Source organism: Gordonia sp. NPDC003585 (assembly GCF_040610755.1).
GTDB lineage: Bacteria > Actinomycetota > Actinomycetes > Mycobacteriales > Mycobacteriaceae > Gordonia.
The window spans coordinates 1-17097 of record NZ_JBEXMX010000065.1; the positions used below are offsets into that span (position 1 = coordinate 1).

Here is a 17097-nt window from a genome sequence, read left to right on the forward strand (position 1 = left end):
GCGCACGCGGCCAGCAGCGCGCACGCCGACAGCGCCACAGCCAGCAGCGCTCGCGAACGGCGCACAGGGTCAAACACAGGAAACTCCTCGGTGAATGGAATTTGGGGGGAACGGAAATGGCCGGCCACGTCATGGCACAGCCCGACTGGGGACACAGGCTATGCGGGACCGCTCCACCCGGCACCGCTTGCTGTCATGGTGATCTGAAGTCGACAGGGGCTAGCAGGGGATGCGTAGTCTCGCGGCCATGTCTGATGCCAAGCCGTTGAATCTTGCTGCCTTCGTGATGAATACGACGTCCCACATCCTGCACGGGGCGTGGCGGGCGCCAGAGGCACGACAGACCGACTTCAATTCCCTCACCCATTGGATCGAGCTGGCGAAAACCCTTGAGCAGGCGCGTTTCGACTTCATCTTCTTCGCCGACGTCGTCGGCCTATACGACGACTACCAGGGCGACTGGAAGAAGTTCGTCGACTCCGGCCTACAGATCCCCAGCAACGATCCGCTGGTCCTCGCGTCGGCCCTGGCGTCGCACACCGAACACCTCGGTATCGCGATCACGAGTTCGATTCTGCAGGAACATCCTTTCGACTTCGCCCGCAAGATCTCGACGCTCGACCACGCCACCGGCGGTCGGGTTGCCTGGAACATCGTGACGAGTCTGTCGAGCAATGCGTGGCGCAACTTCGGCTACGACGGCATCACCGCGCACGACGACCGATACGCGTGGGCCGAGGAGTACGTCGACGTCGTCTACAAACTGTGGGAGGGGTCGTGGGACGACGGCGCGCTCATCCAGGACAAGGAATCGGGTATCCACGCCGACTTCGACCGCGTCCACAAGATCCACCACGTCGGAGCGCACTACCGGGTGGAGGGTCCGCACCTTGTGGCGCCGTCGCCGCAGCGCACGCCGGTCCTGTTCCAGGCCGGGTCCTCCCCTACCGGACGGCGCTTCGCCGCGCGCAACGCCGAGGCGCAGTTCATCGTGTCCCCCAATCCTGCTGCCGCGCAGGCGCTCACCGCCGATACCCGCCGGCTCGCTGCCGAAGCCGGCCGCGATCCGTCGGATATCCAGTTCTTCCAGGGTCTTTCGTTCGTCATCGGCAGCACCGAAGAGGAGGCGAAGCGCAAGGCGCGCGAACTCGACGACTACATCGATCCGAGCACCATCATCGCCCACTCGGCCGGCGGGCTCGGCTTCGATCTCGGGTTCTACGACCTCGACACCCCCATCGGCGAGATCAAGACGCAAGGCACGCAGAGCACCTTGCTGTGGCTGCGCGAGGCAGTGCCCGATCGCGAGCCCACGGTCCGCGACCTCGCCGAACTCCGCAGCCGTAGCGGCCGCGTGGTCGGGACACCGGAGCAGATCGCCGACCGCCTCGAACAGTGGCGCGACGCCGGCGTGGACGGCATCAACGTCATCAACGCCACCATCCCCGACAGCTACGTCGATTTCGCCGAGCACGTGTTGCCGGTCCTGCGCGACCGCGGGCTCGCCAAGCGCGATTACGAGCCGGGCACTGCCCGCTTCAAGCTCTCCGGGCGCGACCGCCTCCCGGAGTGACACCCCGCGGCACGGTACCGCGGCGCATTCGCCGAGGTGGCCGCGGCGCACGCCGCTCCCTGAGATCGCCGCCCTCAGCCAGGGGCGGGTCAACCGAATCCCCGACCAAGCGATTGCTTGGTTTGTTAGGTTCACTCGGGTGGGATTCCTGAAGCAGAACACTCCGGAGATCGACTTCCCGACGTGGAGCCAGGGGACGCGGGCGGAGAAGATCCGACCGATGGCCCGGCATTGGGCGGAGGTCGGCTTCGGCACGCCGGTGGCGCTGCACCTGTTCTACGTCGGAAAGATCGTCGCGTACATCGTCGTGGGGTGGCTGATCGTGATCAGCACCCCGGGCATCGACGGCATCTTCGACGTCACCGCTTGGTACAACGAGCCAATCGTCTTCCAGAAGGTCGTGCTGTACACGATGCTCTTCGAGGTCGTCGGCCTCGGCTGCGGGTTCGGCCCGCTCAACAACCGCTTCTTCCCGCCACTCGGTTCGATCCTCTACTGGTTGCGGCGCAAGACCATCCGGCAACCACCGTGGCCACACATCCCGCTCACCTCCGGCGACACCCGGCAACCGTTCGACGTGGTGGTCTATGGCGCCCTCCTGGTGATGATCGTGATCGCGCTGTTCAGTCCGGGAACAGGCGCAATCCCCGACCTCGACTCATCCGTCGGGCTACTGCCGGTATGGCAGATCTGGACGATCGTGGCGTTGCTGGCCGTGATCGGACTACGGGACAAGACCGTGTTCCTGGCTGCACGCGGTGAGGTCTACGGCGCGTTCTGTGTGACCTTCCTGTTCGCCGGTGTCGACATGATCATCGGTGCCAAGCTCGTCTTCCTCGTCATCTGGGTTGGTGCCGCGACGTCGAAACTGAACAAGCATTTCCCGTTCGTTATCGCGACGATGATGTCCAACAATCCGATCATGCGATCGCCGGCGATCAAGCGAAAGTTCTTCGAAGACTTCCCCGATGACCTACGACCGGGGCGTCGGGCGCGCTGGATCGCCCACTTCTCTACCGCCATCGAGGGTCTCGTCCCGATCGTGCTGTTCTTCTCCCACGGCGGCTGGGTCACTGCCGTCGCCGCATGCATCATGCTGATCTTCCACTTCGGCATCCTGTCGGCCATCCCGATGGGTGTCCCGCTCGAGTGGAACGTCTTCATGATGTTCGGGGTCGTGACCATCTTTGTCGGTCACGCCGACATCGGGCTCGACGATCTCACCTCGCCGTGGCCGATACTGCTCTTCGCCGCGTGCGCGGGCACCGTCATCGTGGGAAATCTGTTCCCCCGCAAGGTGTCCTTCCTGCCCGGCATGCGCTACTACGCGGGCAACTGGGACACCGGACTGTGGTGCATCAAACCGTCGGCGTCGGCGAAGATCGAGAGCGGGATCGTCGCGATCGCGTCGATGCCGGCCGCCCAGCTCGAACGCTTCTACGGCAGTCCCGAAGCCGCGCAGATCCCGCTGTACATGGGATATGCGTTCCGCGCCTTCAACAGTCATGGGCGCGCGCTGTTCACGCTCGCGCATCGAGCGATGTCCCCCGCCGACGAGACGGGATACGTTCTCACCGATGGTGAGCGGATTTGCAGCACGGCGATGGGCTGGAACTTCGGCGACGGTCATCTCTCCAACGAGCAGCTCATCGAATCATTGCAACGCCGTTGTCATTTCGAACCGGGTGAGGTTCGGATCGTCCTGCTCGACGCGCAACCGATTCACCGACAGACGCAGGAGTACCGCCTCGTCGACGCCGCGACCGGCGAGTTCGAGCGCGGATATGTGAAGGTGGCAGATCTCGTCACCCGTCAGCCGTGGGACGACGAGGTGCCGGTCACGGTCACCTGGAGGCAGGGTCACTGAGCTGGGAAGACCGTGGCCTCGTCGCAGAAACCGCACTTGTTGCCAGGAACCTCAGTTGCGGTCAGAAGCCGCTGATGCGCCTCGGGTTTCTGACCAGACACGCGGTTTCTGGGTTCGCGACACGCTGACGCGCACTCGGACGAGGATGTTCGTCCGGCCTTGGTCCGCAACGAAAAGTAGGGGAAGAAGTTCTTCCCCTACTCTTGGAGCTTAGGGGAGGAAGTTCTTCCCCTAGATTCTTCGGCAACGACGGAAGCGTACTTGCCCAGTTCAGAGGGTTGGTCACCGAACTCTTCGACGGATTCAGGCTAAGCCAGCACGGCCGGACCGAGGAATTCGCACACGAGCAGCGCAACCGCGAGATCGAGTCGATCACGGCCGGAAGGGATCTCCGCAAGAGCCTTTCCGATGCGGTACTTGACGGTGTTGCGGTGCAAGTTCAGCTGCTCGGCAGTGTGCAGGTGACTTTCCTTGGTGGCCAGGAACACCGACAGTGTCTCGCGCAGCATCGCCGCATTCGGGGAGTCGTCCGAAAGGCTTCCCAGGACTTCACGCACCCAGGCACGGGTGGTCTCGAGATCCTGGGCGAGCATCGACACCACCGCAACCCCTCGGTCCCCGAAGCCCACCACCGGAGTCGACACACCGGGCAACGTCGCGATGGCGTAGGCGGCGCGAGCCTGCTCGTGGCTGCGACGAAATCCGCGAATGTCACCGGCGGGCAGTCCGATTGCGATTCGCGTCGCCGCCGGTACGCGAACTCTCTGCATGACCTCCGCGGCGTCGACGCTGCGCGCCCGGCTGCCGAGCGGCACCCACATCCAGATCGTCGATCGGTCGACCGCGGTGATGACCGGCGGGCCCTCCGGTAGGAGCCGGCTCGCCATGTCGCGGGCGGTGCGATCCAGCTGCCGCAGGTCTGTCGCCTTGTCGTCGGGTGTCCACAGGATCACCGCAAGATGATTCTGCGCCAGGCGATACCCGGTCTCCCGCTCGAAGGAGCGCTCGTCGGGATCGGCAGAGTCCAGCAGCTGATGGATGGTCGAGGACAACACATTTCCCTCGGTGCCGAACCATCGTCGTCGTTCGTCTTCATATGCCTGGAAGACGTAGAGGGTGATCCAGTCGATGTAGCCGAAGATCACGTCCGAAACGTGTCGGGTCACCGCCATCGCCATGTCAGCGTCGAGCGACAACTCCTCGATCATGCGGTAGCACAACCGCATGACGCTGTTCTGTCCGAGGTGATATGCGCGCACCAACGAGTTCGACGGTACGTCGCGCTGGGCGAGACGCATGGCGTATTCCACTGCCGCCGTGGTGGGTTGCAGGTGTCCCACCGGAATGTCGTTGGCAAGCACATGGATGATCGTGGAGACATTTCCGTGCACGCTGGCGCCGAGCATCTCAACCAGCTTGGGATCGGTATCGAGCTGATCGATCTCCCGGGCCATCATCGCCGAGAGATCGGCAACGAGCTCGGGCTCGTTCTCCCGCAGTTGCTTTGCGATGATCGCGACCTGCTCGAGGACGTCGGCGTTCGCGCTCATCGGCACTTCGGCAAGACGGTCGCGGGCCTGCTGCCCCGCATTCGATCCGCTCATCGATCCCGCCCCGTCATCGCACACGTCCCCGTCATGGCACTCACCCCGTCATCGCACTCGCCGAAGACCCGACAGCGCCGCCAAGTGCCCGCACAGACCGTGCACACCGGCGCCGGGCGGAGTGGCCTGCGAGCAGATGTAGACCCCGTCGACACCGGTGGCGTACGGATCTACGGCGGCCCGTGGACGGAAGAGCAGCTGTAACCCGTCGTTCGCTCCGCCGATGATGTCTCCGCCCGCGAAATTGGCGTTATACGAATGCATCTGCGCGGTAGTGGTGCTGTGAGTGGCGACGATCCGATCACGAAAGCCCGGGGCAAACCGCTCGATCTGGCCGACGATCGCTTCGGTGGCGTCGCCGTCATAGCCATTGGGTACATGCGCATAGGCGTAGATCGGATTGATGGAGCCGTTGCTGCGCGTCGGGTCCGCGACGTATTGCTGGCCGAGCAGCACGAAGGGCCTCTCGACCATGACGCCCTGCGCCCGCTGGGTCTCCGTGTGGCGCACCTCGTCGAAGTCGCCGCCGAGATGTACAGTCCCGGCGCGGACGAGATCGGGGTTGGTCCAGGGGATGTCGCCGTCGATGGCGAAATCGACCTTGAAGGCCGACGATCCGGTCCGATACTTGTTGTAGGAGCGTCGAATCCGGGCCGGCATCCGATCGCCGTAGATCGAAAGCACCTGTGCCGGAGACAGATCCAGGAGCACGAGGTCGGCCGGTGGGATGTCGGCGCGAGCACTGACCCGAACACCGGTCTCGATCTTGCCGCCTTCATCGCGCAGCGCCGAGGCCGCTGCCGCGGTGATCGCGCCCGATCCGCCTTCGGCGACCGGCCAGCCGAAGCGATGTCCGCTCGCCGCGATCATCAGGCCCAGCGACGCGGTCAGCGGTCGGTCGAGACGGGTGTAGACGTGCGCGGCGATGCCCCCGTACAGCGCCCGCGCCGTCTCCGTGCGGAACCAGCGTGCCGCCACGGTCGCCGGCAACAGGGCACGCGGGCCGAATGCGGCGAGACGGAGAGGATGATGCGGCACGTTGACGATGGGCCGCAGCAGATCCTCGCCGAGGGCGTCGAAGTTGCGTGCGAGGTCCCCGAACATCAACTCCCATCGGCGTCCGTCGTCGCCGAGGCCGGCAGCGGTGGCCTCGATCGACCGGTACAGCAGACCTGCCTCGCCCGTGTCGAGCGGATGTCCACAGTCGATCTCTGGCCACCGCCACGTCAGGCCGTGACGATCGAGTCCCACCTCGGCCCAGAACGGCGAGCCGACACCCAACGGATGGAAGGCCGAGCAGTGGTCGTGGATGACCCCGGGCACCGTCAGCTCACCCGAACGCGCACCGCCGCCGATCTCGTCGGATGCCTCGAGCAGCGTCACCTCCACGCCCGCACGGGCGAGCGTGAGCGCGGCGGCGAGCCCGTTGGGCCCGCCGCCGACCACCACAGCAGTGGTCACTGACCCACCTTGTTGGGGGTCTGAACTCCGGTCTGAGCTACACCGTTGGAGCGCATCTGCGGTTCACGCACCACCTCAGGATCGGTGACGGCGCGGCGAGCGTCAACGTCCAGCGTCCAGTCCACCTCGAACGGGATGGGCCCGTTGGGCAGCCACGGCTGCTCGCCGACCGCGTCGCGAACCCGATAGGTGCCGGTCTCGATGACGCCGAGTGCCGCGTCGATCACCTTGAACCGCTGTGTTCCCCGGTGAATCGGCTGGGATTCGATCCAGGCGATCGTGAACTCACCCGGAGCGAAGTTGCAGCGTCGTTGCAGCGCGGCGATCATCTTCTCGTCGTGCAGATGCCCGTCGCCGAAGTTGAAGGCCACCAGCGAGTTACACGAGAACTCGGCCTCCCGGAGCGTGTAGGTGTCGATGTCGTCGCCGAGATGACGCATCATCAGCGAGAACAGCGCCCGACCCTGACTGTGCATCGACCGCCACGCCATCATCTGATGCATCACCACGTCGGCCACCTCCGGTTCGTAGGAGGCGAGCAGCTGCGTGCGGGTGTTCTTGGCACCGCGGACGACGAACTCGTCGAGCTTCTCCTCGGCGCCCGGCGCGAACGCCCAAGTGGCCGACGCCCAGTTGCCCGCGTACTGGCGCATGGACGGCAGGAACGACACCAGGTCGGGTCGCAGGTTGCCCAGTATCGGGAAGAAGCACAGGGCGGCAGCGATCAACACCATCACCCAGGGCATCGACGTTTCGGTGAGGCCGAAGCCGTCCCAGTTCGGGAAGCCCCAGAAGAGGAAGATCGCGGCGAACGCGAACAGCAGATTCCATTCGAGCGGCACCGCCAACGGGAACGTCGACAGGATGAACAGGTGGAAGCACACCATCAGCGCGACGGCCCCGAGGGTGAGCCACTTGTTGGTGGAGAACAACAGGATCAGCGGGGTGACGATCTCGACGATGGTGCCCAGCACATGGCCAACGCCACCGGCCAGTTTCGACGGCCGCATGTCCTCGGGAAAGTTGCGGTAGTGCGCGCGCTTGATCGCCTTGCTGCCCAACCACGGTGTGTTGGAGAGCATCGGCGGGATCACCATCGAGAAGTGATGTCCCATCTTCGACACACCCGCCCCGACCCACACCGTGACCATCAGCAACTTGAGGGCGATGATCATGTCCACGAAGGGCAGGAAGCCGAAGAAGACGATCGCCGGCAGGTACTGTTCCGAGCGCGCAGCAATGAAGATCACCTTGTCGCGCAATCCGATCACCACCATCAAGGGGATGAGCGGGTACATCAGTACAGGGTTCACCAGACCAGCATTGTCGGCGACCACGGAGTCCAGCGACGTCGAACTCACACCCGGAAGAACGATGGCCACAACCAGATTCACCAAGATCAGCGAATAGACCGCGATGTCGAACGGCGTGCGGGTGTCACCACGGGTGAACGGCACCTTGTCCGGCCACGGTGGCAGACGAATCGTCTGCGGCCGTAGCCAATACAGGAATCCGCCGGTCATCGGCTTGAAGTGCCCGGCCAGCGGACCCCACGAACCGCCGATGCCGAGGACCTCGACCAGCACCGTCCACAACAGGGCCTTCTGATAGACAATCGGCTCGTTCCACCACTCGCCGACGTGCAGCGGATTGAGGCCGGACGTCAGGGTGGCGATGGTGATGCCGACGCCGGCGTAGAACACGAACACCTTGACCAGATAGATCAGGTGCACCATTTTCGGTGTGCCGAAGCCGTATTCGGCCCAATGCGCACCGAGGATGCGCAGCCGCTCGAGGAACGGTTTGTCCAGAAAGGTCGCCGGGTCGACCGGCGGGAAGTCGGGTTGGGTCAATCCCATGGCAGATCTCTCCTCAATTGATTTGGGTATGGGGATGGGTGTTCGGGGTATGGGGTATCGCCACGACGCCAGGCCGGCGTCGCGGAGGCTTCTCTTTGTTCGCTCAGGTAGGCAGCGGGTCCTTGAGGCCGCTCCGTAGAGATGGCTTGTCGATCTTTCCGACGGGGTTGCGCGGTAGCTCGTCGACCACGTGAATACTGCTGGGCAACTTGATCTTTGCCAGCGCACCAGCGATGTGCGCGATGAGCTGCCCCTCGGTGATCATCCGATCGGGATAGGAAACGACAAACGCGACCGGCACTTCGCCGTACAGGTCGTCGGGCATTCCGACGACCGCGACTTCGAGCACGTCGGGATGGGTGGCGAGTGCGTTCTCGATCTCCTTGGGATAGATGTTCTCTCCGCCTCGGATGATCATGTCCTTGATCCGGTCGACGATGGTCAGGTAGCCGTCGGCGTCGAGCCGTCCGACATCGCCGGTGTGCAGACGTCCGTCAATCACCGTGCTGCTGGTCGCCTCGGGTCGATTCAGATAGCCGCGCATCACATTCGGGCCGGTGATGACCACCTCACCGATCTCGCCGGTCGGTACCTCGTTGTCGTCCGCATCGACGATGGCGATGTGCTGGTCGGGCAGGGCGGGGCCGACTGTGCCCAGCTTGCGCACTCCGTCGACCGGGTTGCACGCCGAGGCGCACGTGCCCTCGGTGAGTCCGTAGCCTTCGACGATGGGAATGCCGAGTCGGCTTTCGGCCACCTCCAGCAACTCCTTCGAGATCGGTGCCGCACCGCAGATCGCAAACCGCAGGGAGGCAACGGCATCCGCGGTGAGTCCGGGCTGCGAGACCAGCAACGCGTAGATCGTCGGTACCGCTGAGAAGTACGTCGGGCGTAGTCGTGCGGTGTCGTCAAAGAAGCGCGCGGGCGAGAATCTTCCGGTGATGCTCAGTTGGCCACCGGCAAGCATCGGAGCCAGGAAGCTGACGCAGATCGCATTGACGTGGAACAGCGGTAGCACCAGCAGTGCGTGATCGCGCTCGGTGAGCGAAAGATGCTTGGCCATGGCCGATCCCATGTAGAGCAGATTCGCGTGCGTCAGGCGTACGCCCTTGGGCCGGCCGGTGGAGCCCGACGTGTAGATGAGCAGCGCGTCGTCGGAAGGTGCCGGACTCTGCGGAGGCTGCCAGTCCGGCGATGCCTGTTCGGCCAGGTCTTCCGGTGCGATGACGGTACGTGCCGGCGACGCGCCATCCGGGCCGCCCACAACGATCCGCGCGCCCGAATCATCCAGCTGATAGGCCGCTTCCACGGGGGTGAATGCCGGGTTGACCGGAGTCGCAACCGCACCCACCCGCCAGGCCGCCATCATCGTGATCAGGAGTTCGACCCGATTCGGCAGGAACGTCGCCACCACGTCGCCCGCACCGACACCCTCGCGGGACAGCTGCTCGGCGACCGCTTCGACGCGACGTGCGAACGCGGCGTAGTCGAGCGCCACCGAATCGTCGCGGACGCACGGAGAAGCGCCGCGGTGGGCGAGGTCCCAGGCGAAGTAGGTACCGGTCACGGTTGTTGCCCTTTCGGTGACGATGGGGTGTGATCCAGGACACTATGTGCGGATGAACGCGCTGGGTACGGCCTACCAAGCCAGAGTTCAGGGACCGAATTGTGCTGAGGGGACAATCGCGGCTGCGAGACTTGACGCAGTTGCTCGTATGCGAAAGGTCCCCGTGATGGCATCGCTCTTCATCCGCACGCTGCAGGCGCACCAGTGGCTCTACGAACATTCCGGTGGGCTCGTCGGTCACCGACTGCTGTTCGGCAATCCGACGCTCCTGCTGCGGACCGTCGGGCGTCGTACCGGTGAAAACCGCTGTAGTGCACTGACATACGGCCGCGACGGGGACGCCTACCTGGTGGTTGCTTCCAACGGCGGTTCGCCGAGGCCGCCGGGCTGGTTGGCCAACGTGAAGGCCAAGCCGGACTGCGAGATCCAGGTGGGCCGCACACGTCTACAGGTGGTTGCTCGGCCGACCTATCCCGACGACCCAGATTACGCCCGGCGATTCGAGATCGTGGATAAGGTCAACCAGGGCCGATACACCGGCTACCAGAAGAAGACGTCCCGGCCGCTGGCCATCGTCGAATTGAGGCCGCCACACGGGTGATGCCATCGGGCAGTCACTGCCCATCGCTGTCGGCGTGATGATCAGTCCACTCCCGATCGTCGCGGTGGTGCTGATGTTGGTCAGCGGCAACGCGCGCGTGAACGCTCTGGCCTTCGTGGTGGCCTGGTTCCTCTCGATCACGGCGGTGACCGTGATCGTTTCGCTGGCCGCCGTTTCTGCCTCGTCCGACGACGGTGCGCCGTCTTCCTGGCAGGGCTGGCTGAAGGTCCTACTGGGCTTCGGGTTGATAGCTCTGGCAGTCAAGCAGTGGCGTGGCCGTCCGCGCGACGACGCAGAGCCAGAGACACCCAAGTGGATGGCCGCGGTGGACACCTTCACCCCGGTCAAGGCCGCGGGTCTCGCTGCGTTGCTGGCGGTGGTCAACCCGAAGAACCTGCTCCTGGCGGTGTCGGGAGGCGCTGCGATCGCGACTGCTGCAGCCGGCTCGACGGGCGCGGCGATCGGAGCCTCGCTCGTGTTCGCCGTGGTTGCGAGTGCCGGCGTTGCCGCGCCGGTGATCGTCTACTTCGGCGCCGGCGACCGTGCCGCACATATTCTGGGCAACCTCAAACAATGGCTCACCCAACACAACGGTCCGATCATGGCGGTGTTGTTGCTGGTCATCGGTGCGAAACTGATCGGCGACGGCATCACCATCCTGTGAGCACCCATCTGCGGTGACCTCCCACCCGAACCACCGGCGTACGAGAAGTCTCGAGAACCGGAGGTCATCGTGGAGTCATCAAGTGGTTGCAACTCAAGGCGAGGTCGTCATCGCGCACCCGAACGTCGCCGTTGGGCGGGGTGGGTAGCTGCGGGGTCGGCCCCGGCCGTCCTGGCGTTCGCCGGCGCCGGACTGGCATCAGCCGAGACCACCGCACCGGCCCGACATCCTGCGGTGTCGGTGCACCAGTCGGGCGATCGCACCGGACCTGGTGTGCGTGCGCTTCCTCGCTCAGCGCCACTGCCACGCCTCGATCCGGCGAAGTTCCGGGCGCCGCAGCGGACCGAACCGGTCCGTCCGATCGTCGCGCCGCGCGGAACGGTGCGGATCGGCGATCTCCAGGCTCCAACGCCGAATTGGATGAACTCGCAACAACGCTCCCAGGTGAACAACGCTGCAGCAGACGCTGAGGCGCAGGTCGCCACTGCTGCCGATTCGGTTGGCCTACCCGCCGCCCGTTCGGATCGGGTGGCCGCAGCGGTCGTCGGTGATTCCGCCGCAGGTGCCGCCATCGCCACGGCCACCGTCGGAGCTCCGCTCGCGGCCGCAGGTGCGCTGGTCGGAGGTGTCGCCGGATTGATCGTCGGCGTGCCGTTCCTGCCGGCCGGCCTGGTTGCCGGTCCGATCGCGGGTGCGGCCATCGGTGCAGCGGCCACCGCTGCCCCGTTCACAGCACTCGGCGCGGGCATCGGTGCCGGCGTCGGATTGGCTCGCGGATTGGCCGAACCACCGCACCGCTGAGGTCTGCTGTCGTCCGTTCGGACGCATCCCTGCGTACTGACGTGACACTCTCTGTGTGATTGCCGATGCTCTACACAGGGAGGTCAGCATGAGTGCCAGCGGGACGCGGTTGGCGGCAGGTGACGTGATCGCCGGGTACACCGTCATCCGGACGTTGGGGCGCGGCGGGATGGGCACGGTGTATCTCGTGCAGCATCCGCGCCTGCCGCGGAATCAGGCGCTGAAGGTGTTGGCGTCGACCCTCGGCGGCGATCCGTCGTTCCGGGAGCGCTTCCGACGCGAAGCGGATCTCGCGTCGCGCCTCGATCATCCGAACATCGTCAATGTTCAGGACGCCGGGGTCGAGGACGACGTCATGTGGATCGCGATGCAGTACGTCGACGGCACCGACACCGCGGCGATGCTCCGCGACAGCGACGGACCCCTGCGGGCCGACGCCGTGGTGGGGATCATCGCCCAAGTCGCGTCGGCACTTGACTACGCACATGCACAGGGGCTTCTGCATCGTGATGTGAAGCCCGCCAACATCCTTGTGACCGCAGGGGCGAGCGTTGCGACGGGGCAGTTGAACACCGGGCAGGCAGGGTCGTGGCGGGCGCTGATCGGTGATTTCGGTGTGGCCCGTCTGATGACCGACTCCACCGATCTCACCGGCACCGGCAACATGATCGGGACCCTCAACTATGCGGCCCCCGAGATGTTCGGCGGTGCACCGCTCACACCGGCGGTCGACGTCTACGCGCTCGGCTGCACGCTGTATGAGTTGCTCGCCGGGCAGCCTGTCTTCACACGGCCCGACCAGCTCGGCCTGATCGGCGCGCACGCACACGCGCCGGTCCCGCGTCTGTCCGAGGTGCGTCCCGATCTACCGGTCGCACTCGACGACGTGATCTTTCGAGCGCTCGCCAAGCGGCCCGAGGACCGCTTCCACACGTGCACCGACCTGGCTGCGGCAGCATCTGCCGCGTTGCATGAGAAGCCATCTCCGACAACAACTCTGGGACGAACGGTGTTGTCGCCACCCGCGTATCGTCCGACCGAGATGCGCCCCACCACGGCTGTCGGGCGACCCAACTTCAGTGGGCCGGCGCCGGCCTATCCGCCGCCGGGGAACCGCCCGCCGACCGGACCGCCCCCTGGTGGGCCGAGCCCCACTCCCCCGCGTCGTACGGGGTTGATCGCGGCCGCGGTGGTCGGGGTTGTGGTGTTGGTGGCGGCCATTGCGATTGCCGCGGTGGTTCTCACCGGTGGTTCCGACGACACACCGAGCGCCGCGGTGCAGACCACACCCACCACCGTGGGTTTGTCCGTCACGGAGACGTCACCGCCGACGACCGCCTCGACCACTGCGGAGGCATCGCTGACGGGAACCTGGCGTGGTGCGGTGTCGGGAGATCAGACGGGCTTCGACGTCGTCGCCACCATCACGTCGAATCAACCGGTCGCCGCCACAGTCGAGTATCCGCAAATCGGTTGCGCCGGAACATGGACCGAGAAGTCTCGGCAGGGGACGACGGTGATCCTGACCGAGAACATCACCCGCGGCACCTGCGTCACGTCGGAGATCACCATCACCCCGATCTCCGACGATTCGCTCTCGTACTACTCCAGCTATTTCTCGCAGTCGCAGAACCGGACGTTCGTCATCAACGCGACGCTGCGGCGCGTGTGACTAACCGATCCCGAGGTGCTCTTCCAGCATCCCGACGAGCCGATTCTCGATCACTGATTCCGGGTTGATGGTTTGTCGGAGTTGGAGTCGGGCGAGTTCGTTTCGCGTGCGGGCGTTTTCGAGCAGCCGGAAGTGCCCGACGACACTGTCCTCGGTTGCCTGTGTGTCACCGTCGTCCGGCGGCCCGTGGATTTCCGCACGCACTCTGTTGAGGTGTGCGGTGAATCCGGCGGCGATGTCGGGGAAGCGGTTGATTTCGACAAGCTCAATCCGGCGGATGCGTGCAGGGTTGGGTGGTGCGCCGGGGTGGGCGTTGAGTCGCCACGCGCACCGTCCGGCGTCGGGGCCGTCCTCGATGATCCAGGTGGTGAACTGACCCGGTTTAGGCCCGACTCGCCGGTTATGCGGTGGGCAAGCCGGATACAGTTCGGTGATGTCGGTGTTGCCGCCCAACGCGAAATCCAGTTTGGCGTGGTGTATTTCAACGTGGGTGGCCGGTTGATCACAGTCCGGTGCCGAACACCGCTCCCCGCCGATGCGAACAAACGACGCCAACCGTTGAGCCATGGAGGCCAACCGCTTACCCCGACCAAGGAACAGCGGCTCGGGCTTCGCGCCATCAAAGATCGCCAGCCACGGCTGCACCTGTCCGGCCATGCCGATCAGTTCAGAGATCGGGATGACCCCACCGGTGGCGGTGGTCGCCACCCCGGACCCCCGGACCAAATCCGCCAGGTTGGCTTTGATGATCAGCTGGATCGGCAGACCGCGATGGGTTGTGCCGAGCAGACCGTCTTCCAACACCGCTTTCAACAACGCGTTGAGCGCGTCGTGATTGCACTGGGCCACCGACCGCCCGTCCCGCAGAGCGGCCGCGGCCACCACGTTGGGGTCGGCATCCTCATACGGCCCGGACGGCGACTCGGGGTCCTGTGGGTTGTTCATTCCGGGCTGCGCCCACGCGGCCAACATCGTCGCAAATCGGTTTGCCAGAACAGGATCGAGCGTGCCGGTGAGCTTTGACGTGCCGTCGGCGCGTTGCTTGTTCATCCACAGATTGCGGCGCCGGGCGCGGTCGGCGTCGTCGGACAGGGTGCCGTCGGGGTCGAGATGACCGAGGAGGCGTTGTCCGGCGGTGGCGATGTCGTTGGGGGTGTGTTCTTTGGCGATGTCGACCATCTGCCGCTCGGCCGCAACCTGCACGTCGTGCGGGGTGGTGTGCGGGATCTGATCGAGGGTGTCGAGCACGGCGCGGATGTGTCCGTGTCCGATGCTGCCCTCGGCGAACGCTTCGGCCACCGCGGGGAAGCGGGGTTCGCGTTCTTCGCCGGTCGGCTGGCGGAAGGTGGCGGTGACGGCCATCTGGGCGCGGCGTCGGCCCGGATCGGACACGCGCAGGCGGGCGTTGAAGAAGTTGGTGGGGCTGCGATATCCCATGCGGTGGGGCAGATCTCGATCCGACACCTCGACCAGCTGCCGGTCCCCGGCATAAGTCATCCGAGCCAGAGCCTGCTCATGGGCGGCAGCGACCTCCACCAACTCGTCGTCGGTGCACGCTGTGAGATCAGCCTCGACCAACTCGTCGAGCAGGGCATGGACCTGCGCCACCAACTCCGCTGCGCGTGACGTGCCGCCGATAGTTGTGGTCATCCGATGCTCACCCCCGAAAGCCGTCCCCTCGAACTTGTGTTCGAGAGTAACCGCTCCGAGCGGCCCGCGCAAGGGATTTCTCGAAAATTCTTTCGATGAGTTTCTGGCGGCTGCTCAGTAGGGCGGAACGTCGATGATCGGTCGTCGGACGTCCGCACCGGCACCGTCGAAATGCCACCACTCGCCCGAGTACACCGACAGCCCGCCGGCGGACATCGCCGACCGTAATCTTGCGCGATTACGTTGTGCCACCGCGGAGACTCCGTCGGTCGCGTACGCGGTTGCCGCAGGCGTGAAGGAGTCGAAGTCGGTACCCATCTCGACGAGGCAACGGTCGGCGATGCGCCGGTTCGGCGGGCAGCCGGGTCGTCGCGCGGCCAACGTGACGTCGACCGACCTGCCCGACTCGTGACTGCGCGAATACGGCCCCGGCGCAGCGACCCACGCGGGATTCGACACCTTCTCGTACATGGTCTGCTGCACCGAATGCGGGCGGTAGCAGTCCCAGAACACCAACACCTCGTTGCTGCGCCGTAGTTGTTGCGCGGCACGACGCAGTCCCGGACCCATCGACCGGTGAACCAGGCAGCGTGCATTGGCCGGGTACAACCGCACCCCGACAAAGTTGTTCGTCGTCGCATACCGCAGATCGATCAGCGCATCGGGCACAACGCTGCGTACATCGATGAATCCGACCGACCGGGCGTTGGCCGACACCGGCGGAATCCGCGTCGGCGATGCAGTGACGCTGCCTGGCGGCGAGATGATCGACGGGCTCACGTTCTGCGACGGCGACGCCGAAGCCGTTCGTTCCGACAGGGTTTCGTTGGCGCACCCGACCGCGACGGTGCCGGCCACCAGCAGGGTGACCAACCGCAGAACCGATCGTCGACGCATTGGTGTGTTTCTACCACGTCTCCGATGCACGAGCGTCGAGTCATAGGCTTGCCATGTGCACGCGAACACCATCACCGTGGCCTCGTGGAACACCGAATGGGCGCCGAACTCCGGCAGGGGTGTGGCGGTACGGAAGCAGATCGGTGCCGTCGACGCGGACGTCTGGGTCGTGACCGAGGGGCAACACTGGTTGCTACCCGACAGCGGGCACGCCGTCGATGCGGGTGACGACTGGGGGTATGACGCAGCTGCCCATCGCCGCAAGACTCTGCTGTGGTCGCGTTGGCCGTTGACCGACATCGTTCGGCTCGACCGGGGCGCCGGGAAAGGCCGCGTGGTGGCTGCTCGGAACCACACTCCGATCGGTGAGATTCAGATTCTGGCCGTGTGTATTCCGTGGGCGAGTGCGCACGTGACCACCGGACGCAAGGACGCCACCAATTGGTCTGAACACCTCGAATGTTGTGACCAGATCGCCGGTCTCGCATCCGGATTCGACCCGTTGGTTCCCACAGTGGTGGCCGGCGACTTCAACCAGCGGATACCTCGCGCACGCCAACCGATCCGAGTAGCGGAACGTCTGACGGATCTGCTGACGCCTTGGCGCGTGCACACCGCCGGAGAGGTCGAGCATGGTCCACTGATCGATCACATCGCGTCCACGATGGAGGGCGTCGAGCTTCTTGCGTGGCCGGGTCGTGTCGACGGCATCCGGTTGAGTGACCATTCGGGTGCGATGTGCCGTCTGCGCTGCACGTGACCGGCCACGAGGGGTCGCTTGCCGCATCAGTGTCGTGACCAACCGCCCCACGTCGAACGTTGCGCGCCGGTACGCTCATCACCACCTGCCGGCCCGACGCTCCACGAGGTGCGTGATCACC

General features: G+C 65.2%; 13 protein-coding genes. 7 read left to right on the forward strand and 6 right to left on the reverse strand.

The window, feature by feature from the left end; genetic code table 11:
• Nucleotides 1–247 precede the first annotated feature (247 nt).
• Entirely contained in the window at nt 248–1573 is a 1326-nt protein-coding gene (locus ABZW74_RS17240; RefSeq protein WP_355277850.1) for an LLM class flavin-dependent oxidoreductase, read from the forward strand.
• A gap of 139 nt (nt 1574–1712) precedes the next feature.
• Entirely contained in the window at nt 1713–3440 is a 1728-nt protein-coding gene (locus ABZW74_RS17245) for a DUF3556 domain-containing protein (RefSeq protein WP_240860390.1), read from the forward strand.
• A gap of 308 nt (nt 3441–3748) precedes the next feature.
• Here ABZW74_RS17245 and ABZW74_RS17250 read toward each other — a convergent pair whose 3' ends face one another.
• From ABZW74_RS17250 to ABZW74_RS17265, 4 genes are all read right to left on the reverse strand, one after another.
• On the reverse strand, nt 3749–5044 hold the full coding sequence (locus tag ABZW74_RS17250) for a helix-turn-helix domain-containing protein (protein WP_240860392.1): 1296 nt from the start codon (nt 5042–5044) through the stop codon (nt 3749–3751).
• A 48-nt stretch (nt 5045–5092) separates the two neighbouring features.
• A complete protein-coding gene (locus ABZW74_RS17255) occupies nt 5093–6505 on the reverse strand; it encodes an NAD(P)/FAD-dependent oxidoreductase (RefSeq protein ID WP_355277853.1) in 1413 nt (470 codons plus the stop codon).
• Complete coding sequence (locus ABZW74_RS17260; RefSeq protein ID WP_355277856.1) at nt 6502–8364, reverse strand: DUF3556 domain-containing protein; 1863 nt, start codon at nt 8362–8364, stop codon at nt 6502–6504. Before ABZW74_RS17260 ends, ABZW74_RS17255 begins: the two co-directional genes overlap by 4 nt.
• Before the next feature lie 103 nt (nt 8365–8467).
• Nucleotides 8468–9931, reverse strand: coding sequence for an AMP-binding protein (locus ABZW74_RS17265; RefSeq protein WP_355277858.1), 1464 nt, complete (start codon nt 9929–9931; stop codon nt 8468–8470).
• Between the two features lie 166 nt (nt 9932–10097).
• On the opposite strand from ABZW74_RS17265, the gene ABZW74_RS17270 reads away from it, so the two are divergent.
• From ABZW74_RS17270 to ABZW74_RS17285, 4 genes are all read left to right on the forward strand, one after another.
• Entirely contained in the window at nt 10098–10532 is a 435-nt protein-coding gene (locus tag ABZW74_RS17270) for a nitroreductase/quinone reductase family protein (RefSeq protein WP_240860401.1), read from the forward strand.
• 22 nt (nt 10533–10554) lie between these two features.
• Nucleotides 10555–11196, forward strand: a complete 642-nt coding sequence (locus ABZW74_RS17275; protein ID WP_355277896.1) for a GAP family protein — start codon at nt 10555–10557, stop codon at nt 11194–11196.
• A 234-nt stretch (nt 11197–11430) separates the two neighbouring features.
• Nucleotides 11431–11997, forward strand: a complete 567-nt coding sequence (locus tag ABZW74_RS17280) for a hypothetical protein (protein WP_355277860.1) — start codon at nt 11431–11433, stop codon at nt 11995–11997.
• An 88-nt stretch (nt 11998–12085) separates the two neighbouring features.
• Nucleotides 12086–13669 (forward strand): serine/threonine-protein kinase, encoded by a 1584-nt coding sequence (locus tag ABZW74_RS17285; RefSeq protein ID WP_355277863.1) that lies wholly within the window; start codon nt 12086–12088, stop codon nt 13667–13669.
• On the opposite strand, the gene ABZW74_RS17290 is transcribed toward ABZW74_RS17285, so the two are convergent.
• Together ABZW74_RS17290 and ABZW74_RS17295 are read right to left on the reverse strand one after the other, a co-directional pair.
• A complete protein-coding gene (locus tag ABZW74_RS17290; protein ID WP_355277866.1) occupies nt 13670–15319 on the reverse strand; it encodes a DUF222 domain-containing protein in 1650 nt (549 codons plus the stop codon).
• A 114-nt stretch (nt 15320–15433) separates the two neighbouring features.
• Nucleotides 15434–16216 carry a M15 family metallopeptidase gene (locus ABZW74_RS17295; RefSeq protein ID WP_355277867.1) on the reverse strand — a complete coding sequence of 261 codons (783 nt, stop codon included), beginning with the start codon at nt 16214–16216 and terminating at the stop codon, nt 15434–15436.
• A 55-nt stretch (nt 16217–16271) separates the two neighbouring features.
• Between ABZW74_RS17295 and ABZW74_RS17300 the strand changes: the two genes are divergently transcribed.
• Entirely contained in the window at nt 16272–16976 is a 705-nt protein-coding gene (locus tag ABZW74_RS17300; protein ID WP_355277869.1) for an endonuclease/exonuclease/phosphatase family protein, read from the forward strand.
• Nucleotides 16977–17097 lie beyond the last annotated feature (121 nt).

Excerpts from the sequence above, each read along its gene's own strand:
- ABZW74_RS17285 (WP_355277863.1), top strand. The coding sequence starts at position 12,086 with ATGAGTGCCAGCGGGACGCGGTTGGCGGCAGGTGACGTGATCGCCGGG.
- ABZW74_RS17260 (WP_355277856.1), bottom strand. The coding sequence starts at position 8,364 with ATGGGATTGACCCAACCCGACTTCCCGCCGGTCGACCCGGCGACCTTT.
- ABZW74_RS17240 (WP_355277850.1), top strand. The coding sequence starts at position 248 with ATGTCTGATGCCAAGCCGTTGAATCTTGCTGCCTTCGTGATGAATACG.
- ABZW74_RS17270 (WP_240860401.1), top strand. The coding sequence starts at position 10,098 with ATGGCATCGCTCTTCATCCGCACGCTGCAGGCGCACCAGTGGCTCTAC.
- ABZW74_RS17290 (WP_355277866.1), bottom strand. The coding sequence starts at position 15,319 with ATGACCACAACTATCGGCGGCACGTCACGCGCAGCGGAGTTGGTGGCG.
- ABZW74_RS17295 (WP_355277867.1), bottom strand. The coding sequence starts at position 16,216 with ATGCGTCGACGATCGGTTCTGCGGTTGGTCACCCTGCTGGTGGCCGGC.
- ABZW74_RS17250 (WP_240860392.1), bottom strand. The coding sequence starts at position 5,044 with ATGAGCGGATCGAATGCGGGGCAGCAGGCCCGCGACCGTCTTGCCGAA.